This is a genomic window from Clostridium sp. DSM 8431 (genome assembly GCF_900116755.1).
Taxonomy (GTDB): Bacteria; Bacillota; Clostridia; order Clostridiales; family Clostridiaceae; genus Clostridium.
Genome location: NZ_FPBY01000188.1, coordinates 1 through 6,300 on the forward strand (window position 1 = coordinate 1; position 6,300 = coordinate 6,300).

5 protein-coding genes and 1 pseudogene are annotated in these 6,300 nt (G+C 30.3%); 5 read left to right on the plus strand and 1 reads right to left on the minus strand.

Features of this window, described 5'->3' with window-relative positions; genetic code table 11:
* Together BM384_RS14670 and BM384_RS14675 are read left to right on the plus strand one after the other, a co-directional pair.
* Nucleotides 1-247, plus strand: a pseudogene (locus tag BM384_RS14670) (transposase); the annotation flags it as partial.
* Between the two features lie 162 nt (nucleotides 248-409).
* Nucleotides 410-2,500: a HelD family protein gene (locus tag BM384_RS14675; RefSeq protein ID WP_090014687.1), complete on the plus strand. Its 2,091-nt coding sequence runs from the start codon at nucleotides 410-412 to the stop codon at nucleotides 2,498-2,500.
* Nucleotides 2,501-2,566: 66 nt separating this feature from the next.
* Here the strand turns inward: BM384_RS14675 and BM384_RS14680 are convergent, their stop codons facing one another.
* Nucleotides 2,567-3,505, minus strand: a complete 939-nt coding sequence (locus BM384_RS14680) for an ATPase (RefSeq protein WP_242946052.1) — start codon at nucleotides 3,503-3,505, stop codon at nucleotides 2,567-2,569.
* Between the two features lie 413 nt (nucleotides 3,506-3,918).
* On the opposite strand from BM384_RS14680, the gene BM384_RS14685 reads away from it, so the two are divergent.
* Genes BM384_RS14685 through BM384_RS14695 form a run of 3 tightly spaced genes read left to right on the plus strand, consistent with a single transcriptional unit; the run spans nucleotide 3,919 to nucleotide 6,163 of the window.
* The gene (locus BM384_RS14685; protein ID WP_090014692.1) at nucleotides 3,919-4,752 is read left to right on the plus strand and encodes a transporter substrate-binding domain-containing protein; all 834 of its coding nucleotides are present in this window, start codon (nucleotides 3,919-3,921) and stop codon (nucleotides 4,750-4,752) included.
* A 24-nt stretch (nucleotides 4,753-4,776) separates the two neighbouring features.
* Nucleotides 4,777-5,448, plus strand: coding sequence for an amino acid ABC transporter permease (locus tag BM384_RS14690; protein WP_090014694.1), 672 nt, complete (start codon nucleotides 4,777-4,779; stop codon nucleotides 5,446-5,448).
* On the plus strand, nucleotides 5,441-6,163 hold the full coding sequence (locus BM384_RS14695; RefSeq protein WP_090014696.1) for an amino acid ABC transporter ATP-binding protein: 723 nt from the start codon (nucleotides 5,441-5,443) through the stop codon (nucleotides 6,161-6,163). Before BM384_RS14690 ends, BM384_RS14695 begins: the two co-directional genes overlap by 8 nt.
* Nucleotides 6,164-6,300 lie beyond the last annotated feature (137 nt).

Here is a 6,300-nt window from a genome sequence, read left to right on the forward strand (position 1 = left end):
CAGTGGCACAGCAGAAATTTTATGAATTTAGAAATAAATTAACTAATAAATGTCATTCTTTAGGAATTGAATTAAGAATTGTTGATAGATTTTATCCTTCAAGTAAATTATGCCACTATTGTGGTTCTATAAAAAGGATTTAAAACTTAAAGATAGAATTTACAGGTGTTCATGTGGATATATTGAAGATAGAGATTATAACGCAAGTCTTAATTTAAGAGATGCAAAAATCTATAAAATAGCGTAAACAAGTTTTATAGATGTGTACCCATGGCTAAGTCGGGAACTTACGCCTTTGGACTGTTATATCAGCTCAAAGTAGTTCTGTGGAACAAAATGAGACAGGTTGAAGAAGGAATAATCTCGATATGGGTATATTTGCCCATATTTTGAGTAGCAGTGCAGGATAGTGAATAATAATATTGAATTTGTAATGGAAGAAGAAAAGCTACAAGATACAATAAGTCTTTTAAATACAGAAACTTTAAATTATATAGCAAAGAGAAAATATATAACTGAATATATAGTTAAAGCAAGAAAAGAATATTTAGAAGAGTATAAAGATGATGAAGATAAGGTAACTGAGTATTTCGATCATGAAAGTTACGTTAAAGAAGAAGCATATAAAACTATAGATAGAAGACTAAAAGAATTTAATATATTAAAAGAAAGTCCATACTTCGGTAAAATAACATTTACAGAAGAAGATGAAGGGGCAGAAGACGTATATATAGGAAGATTTGGTCTTACTACAGAAGATTATGAGCCAGTAATAATAGACTGGAGAGCGCCAGTTGCTTCTTTATTCTATAAGGGAACTTTAGGTGAAAGCACTTATACGTCACCAGAAGGAGAAGTAGAAGCAAACCTTCTTGGAAGAAGACAGATATTAGTTAAAAAAGGTGAGCTTCAAGGAATTTTTGATTCTGCTTTAGATGTTAAAGATGATATCTTGCAAATGGTTTTAACAAAGAATTCAGAAGATAAACTTAAAGATATTGTTATGACTATACAAGAAGAGCAAGATAACATAATTAGAGCTCCAAGAAATAAGGTGGTTGTAGTTAATGGTGTTGCAGGTTCAGGTAAGACAACAATAGCATTACATAGAGTTTCTTATCTTCTATATAACAATAGAAAGCAACTTGGAGATAAGGTATTAATCTTAGGACCAAATGATATATTTATGGACTATATAGGTCAAGTTCTTCCATCATTAGGTGAAGAGGGAGGAGTAGCACAAACTACATTCCAAAACTTCGCTATTGATGAAATTGGATTAAAGGAAGATATAAAAGGTTTCTCAGAATATATAGAAGAAGCTATGACTGGTAATGAAGAAGCTTTAGAAGAATACAGATATAAGGCTTCAAATTCCTTTGTAGAACTTCTTGATAATACTATCTTAGATATGGAAGAAAACTACTTTAAAATCAAGCCAGTTAAATTCTTTGGGGAAGAAATAGTATCAGCTGAAGAAATAGAAGAATTATTTACTAAGTATTATAAACATATGCCTCTATTTAGAAGAAGTGCTAAGATTAAGAGAATACTTATTTCTAAGATAAAGGATAAAAGAGATGACTTAGTAAGAGAACTTAATGCTGAAGTTAAGCAAAAGATTAAAGAAATTTCTCCAGATGAATTTGAAATACAAAAAAATGATCTTGATTTTAGAAGAAGAATAAGAGTAAGAGAAATAGTAAGAGGCGTAATGGACGCTAGAGCAGAACTTGATAAGTGGATCAATAATGAAAACTGCGTAACTCTTTATAAGAGAATTAGTAATACTGAAAAACTAGGATATATGGACCTTGCAGGAATACTTTATTTAATGGTTAAACTTGAAGGTAAGAAATATGGAAAAGAAATTAAGCATGTAGTAATTGATGAAGCTCAAGATTACAATATGACTCAATTTAAGCTTATAAAAGAACTTACTGGATGTAGAAGCTACACTATAGTTGGAGATTCAAATCAAAGACTTATAAGCACTGATGAAGAGCCAGCAATGCTTCATTTAGATGAGATATTTGGAAAGACTGTTGAAGAGTTTAAGTTAAATAAGAGTTACAGATCAACACAAGAAATTATGGAATATGCAAACCAATTCCTTGATGAAAATAAGATTGTTCCTTTAGTTAGAAGAGGACATGAAGTTATGGAAGAAGAAACTGATACGCTAGAAGAAAAGATAGAAACTCTTTTAGCTATAATAGAAGATTTCCAAGATGAAGGTTTAGAAAGTATAGCTATTATAACTAAGGATAAGGAAAAGCTTAAAGATGTATCGAGTCTTTTAAAATCAAGAACAAAGGTAATGACTTTTGATAGAGAAGATATGATATACAAAGGCGGACTTGTATTACTTCCTGCATATTATGCAAAGGGATTAGAGTTTGATGGAGTTATACTTTTAGATGATTTAAAAGATACACCTAACTTAGTAAAATACATTATGTGTACGAGAGCACTTCATAGACTTGCAGTTATTAAATAAATTTTAAGAGGCACCTTTTTTAAGGTGCCTCTTTTTATATAAAGAATTTATTTAAAATGAAGAGTCTTAAATATAACTTTCAATTTTTTTAATTGTTTCATCATATAGGTTGTCTACAATAGAAAAGTCCATTGCCTGAATATAATATGATTCTAATTTGTCGTGAAGAGACTTTGAATTATTTATGCAGGAAAGAGCCTTGGATACTAATTCATCAAATTCTTTTTTATCATATAAAGCTTCATCAACTTTACTTATAAGTGAAGTATTATTACAGAAGTCAGACATCTTATAAGTTATGCTTGGATAATTTATTTTGTTAATTTCGTTAGATGTAAATATTCCTAATGAAAGCTCAGGAACTATTATATTTTCAAGTCTATCTGGAATAAAGGGGTCATGAAGATATTCAACAAAGTAACCTTTATTCTGAAGGTAAGTTCCGATTTTTTTCAAAATTTCTGTTTTTCTATATCCAGGTCCACCACTAATTACAATCAAATCATTAACTTCCTTAGATAAATCTTCACTAAAGCTTACTATACCATTAGGGGTAAAGGCTGTAGAAAAGATATGACGATCATTTCCTATTCCTGTTTTTAGTGGTTCAGTAGGAAGTGAAGTTGTTATTGTATTAATTAAATCTATAACTGCAGATGGATTTAATGATTCTGAATCTAGTATGCTCCAGTCTTCATGAATAGATTTTGCTGCTCCTAAAAATCTATAGGCTCTTTTAAAGCTTTTTCCTATATCTTTATTCAATTTTATAATGTCTTTTTTGTTTTTAGAAAGAAGTTCATAATCTAAAGCAACTCCAACATTAAGAATCTCATCAACAGCTCCAGGATTGATAGGATCAACTATATGAGGTGAAGTTCCATCTAAAAGAGCAACTTTTAATTCTTTTATAACTACACCATCAAGAGAATTATTATCAGATGAACAATGATGATATTCAATAGAATATCCCATTTCACCAAAATGTTTTCCTATTTTTTTCATAAAGGAAGATTTACCAGTTCCAGGGCCTCCTTTAATACATATTATTCTGTTTGCATCCTCTTGAGAAAGGATATACCTGTAAAAAGAATAGAAACCTTTTGATGTGTTTCCCCCAGGGAATAAGTGTCTTTGTTTGTAATCAGTCATTTTAAAACCTCTATATTCATATTTATAATCATTTATATAATATGTTTATGCATAAAAAAGGTGATTTTATACATGCATATGAATATAAAAAAGGAGTAAATAATAATATATTAACAAAAATCGATGTTTAAAATAACGAAAAACACTAAAAATATTATGTTTCGCTGAAAAAATAAAAAAATACAAAAAAAGTATTGCATAAATATAAAGTACAAGCGTATAATTATGCTATCGGATGAATAAGAAATAACAAGGAGGGCTAAAAAATGAAAAAAGGATTATTAAAGAGTATAGGAGTCACATTAATTGCAGCAGTTATGACTGTTTCATTAGCTGGATGCGGCTCATCAAAAACAGAAAAAATAGATAAAGTAGAAGAAATAAAATCTAATGGAAAGATAGTTGTTGGATTATCAGCAGATTACGCACCATATGAATTCCATGCAATAGTAGATGGAAAAGATGAAGTAGTAGGGTTTGATGTTGATGTGGCAAATGAAATTGCTAAGGATCTAGGGGTAGAATTGGAGATTAAAGAAATGGATTTTGATGCTTTAATTGCAGCACTTAAATCTGGTCAAATAGATGCTATAATTTCAGGAATGAATCCAACAGAAGAAAGAAAAGAACAAGTAGATTTTTCAGATATATACTATGAGGCAAATCATGCTGTAATAACATCAAAAGATAATGTTTCAAATTATAATAGTGAATCTGATCTTAATGGTAAAGTATTAGGGGCACAATTAGGATCAACTCAACAACAACTTGCTGAAAGTGAAACATCATCAGATAAAGTTACATTATTACAAGATGTTAATTCATTAGTATTAGCATTAAAAAGTGGAAAAGTTGATGCATTAATAATAGAAAAGCCAGTAGGAGAAATGATCGTAAAAAATAATCCGGAAATTGGAGTAACTAATATTACCTTTGAAGACGAAGATGGAGGAAATGCAGTTGGAGTACAAAAGGGAGATACACAATTATTAGAAGAAATTAATAAAACAATAAGCAGATTAACTGATTCAGGGGATTTAAATAAATATATAATAGAAGCTAATGAGTTAGCGGTTAAAAATCAAGCTGCAAATCAATAGTTAAGTGGCTGAGGAGGAGAAGCGATGTTTACTTTTGGATTTTTAAAAAATTATTTTCCAAAGTATTTAAGCGGAGTTGAATTAACTCTGATTATATCCATAGTTACTGTATTCATGGGAGTAATTCTTGGATCACTATTATTCTTCATGAAAAGTTCAGAATTTAAAATATGGAAGATAAAACCTTTGAAAATAATTGCAAGTATATATGTAGAAGTAGTAAGAGGAACACCAATGTTATTACAAATCTTAATGGTGTACTCTGGAACAAAACTTATATTTAATATAGATGTAGATGCAATAACTGCATCAATATTAGCAATAGGGTTAAACTCAGCAGCATATGTTGCAGAAATAATAAGAGCAGGAATTGAAGGCGTAGACAAGGGACAGTCTGAAGCCGCAAGAAGTCTTGGTATGTCAAAGGTAATGACTATGAGACTTATAATAATGCCACAAGCAATTAGAAATATACTTCCAGCAATAGGTAATGAATTTGTGACAGTAATTAAGGAATCTTCAATGGCTTCTGTTTTAGGAGTTGGAGAGCTTACCTACTCAGCCAAAATAGTACAAGGGGCAACATACCTTTCTTTAGAACCATTAATGGTTGCAGCAGTATTTTACTTTATATTAACATTTTCATTAGGTAGACTAATGAGTTATCTTGAAAGGAGGATGAAGACTAGTGATTAAGATTACAAACTTACATAAAAGTTTTGGAAACAACGAAATATTAAAGGGTATAGACGAACATATAGAAAAGGGTGAAGTTGTAGTTATAATCGGTCCTTCAGGTTCAGGAAAATCTACATTTTTAAGATGTTTAAATCTTTTAGAAACTCCTACAGAAGGAAAAATTATTTTTGAAGGAAATGACATCACTAATAAAAAGGTTAATATAGACAAGATAAGAGAAAATATGGGGATGGTTTTCCAAGGTTTTAACTTATTCCCACATAAAAGTGTTATAGATAATGTAACACTGGCTCCTATTAAGGTGAAGAAGATTGACCCTAAAAAAGCAAGAGCTAAGGCAGAAGAATTATTAGATATGGTAGGATTAAAAGATAAAGCAGAGACTTATCCATCTTCCTTATCTGGAGGCCAAAAGCAAAGAATTGCAATAGCTAGAGCACTTGCTATGGAACCAGATGTTATGCTATTTGATGAACCTACATCAGCATTAGATCCTGAAATGGTTGGTGAAGTTTTAAATGTAATGAAAAAACTTGCAAACGAGGGAATGACTATGGTAGTTGTAACTCATGAAATGGGATTTGCAAGGGAAGTAGGAGATAGAATATTATTCATAGATGGTGGAAAAATCGTAGAAGAAGGAACACCTGATGAAATATTTAATCATCCTAAGAACGAGAGAACTAAAGACTTTTTATCAAAAGTTTTATAAGAAAAAAGACTGCGTAATTTTTGGAGGGCACTGAAAAAGTATCCTTCGGAAAATTAAGTCCAAAAGATTGTTATTCAACAATCTTTTGGGCTTTTTATGTTATACTTAATTTATTAAATAATAAGGGTGATTAGAGT

Coding starts and splice junctions, on each gene's coding strand:
- BM384_RS14680 (WP_242946052.1), bottom strand. CDS start 3,505: ATGAAAAAAATAGGAAAACATTTTGGTGAAATGGGATATTCTATTGAA.
- BM384_RS14685 (WP_090014692.1), top strand. CDS start 3,919: ATGAAAAAAGGATTATTAAAGAGTATAGGAGTCACATTAATTGCAGCA.
- BM384_RS14690 (WP_090014694.1), top strand. CDS start 4,777: ATGTTTACTTTTGGATTTTTAAAAAATTATTTTCCAAAGTATTTAAGC.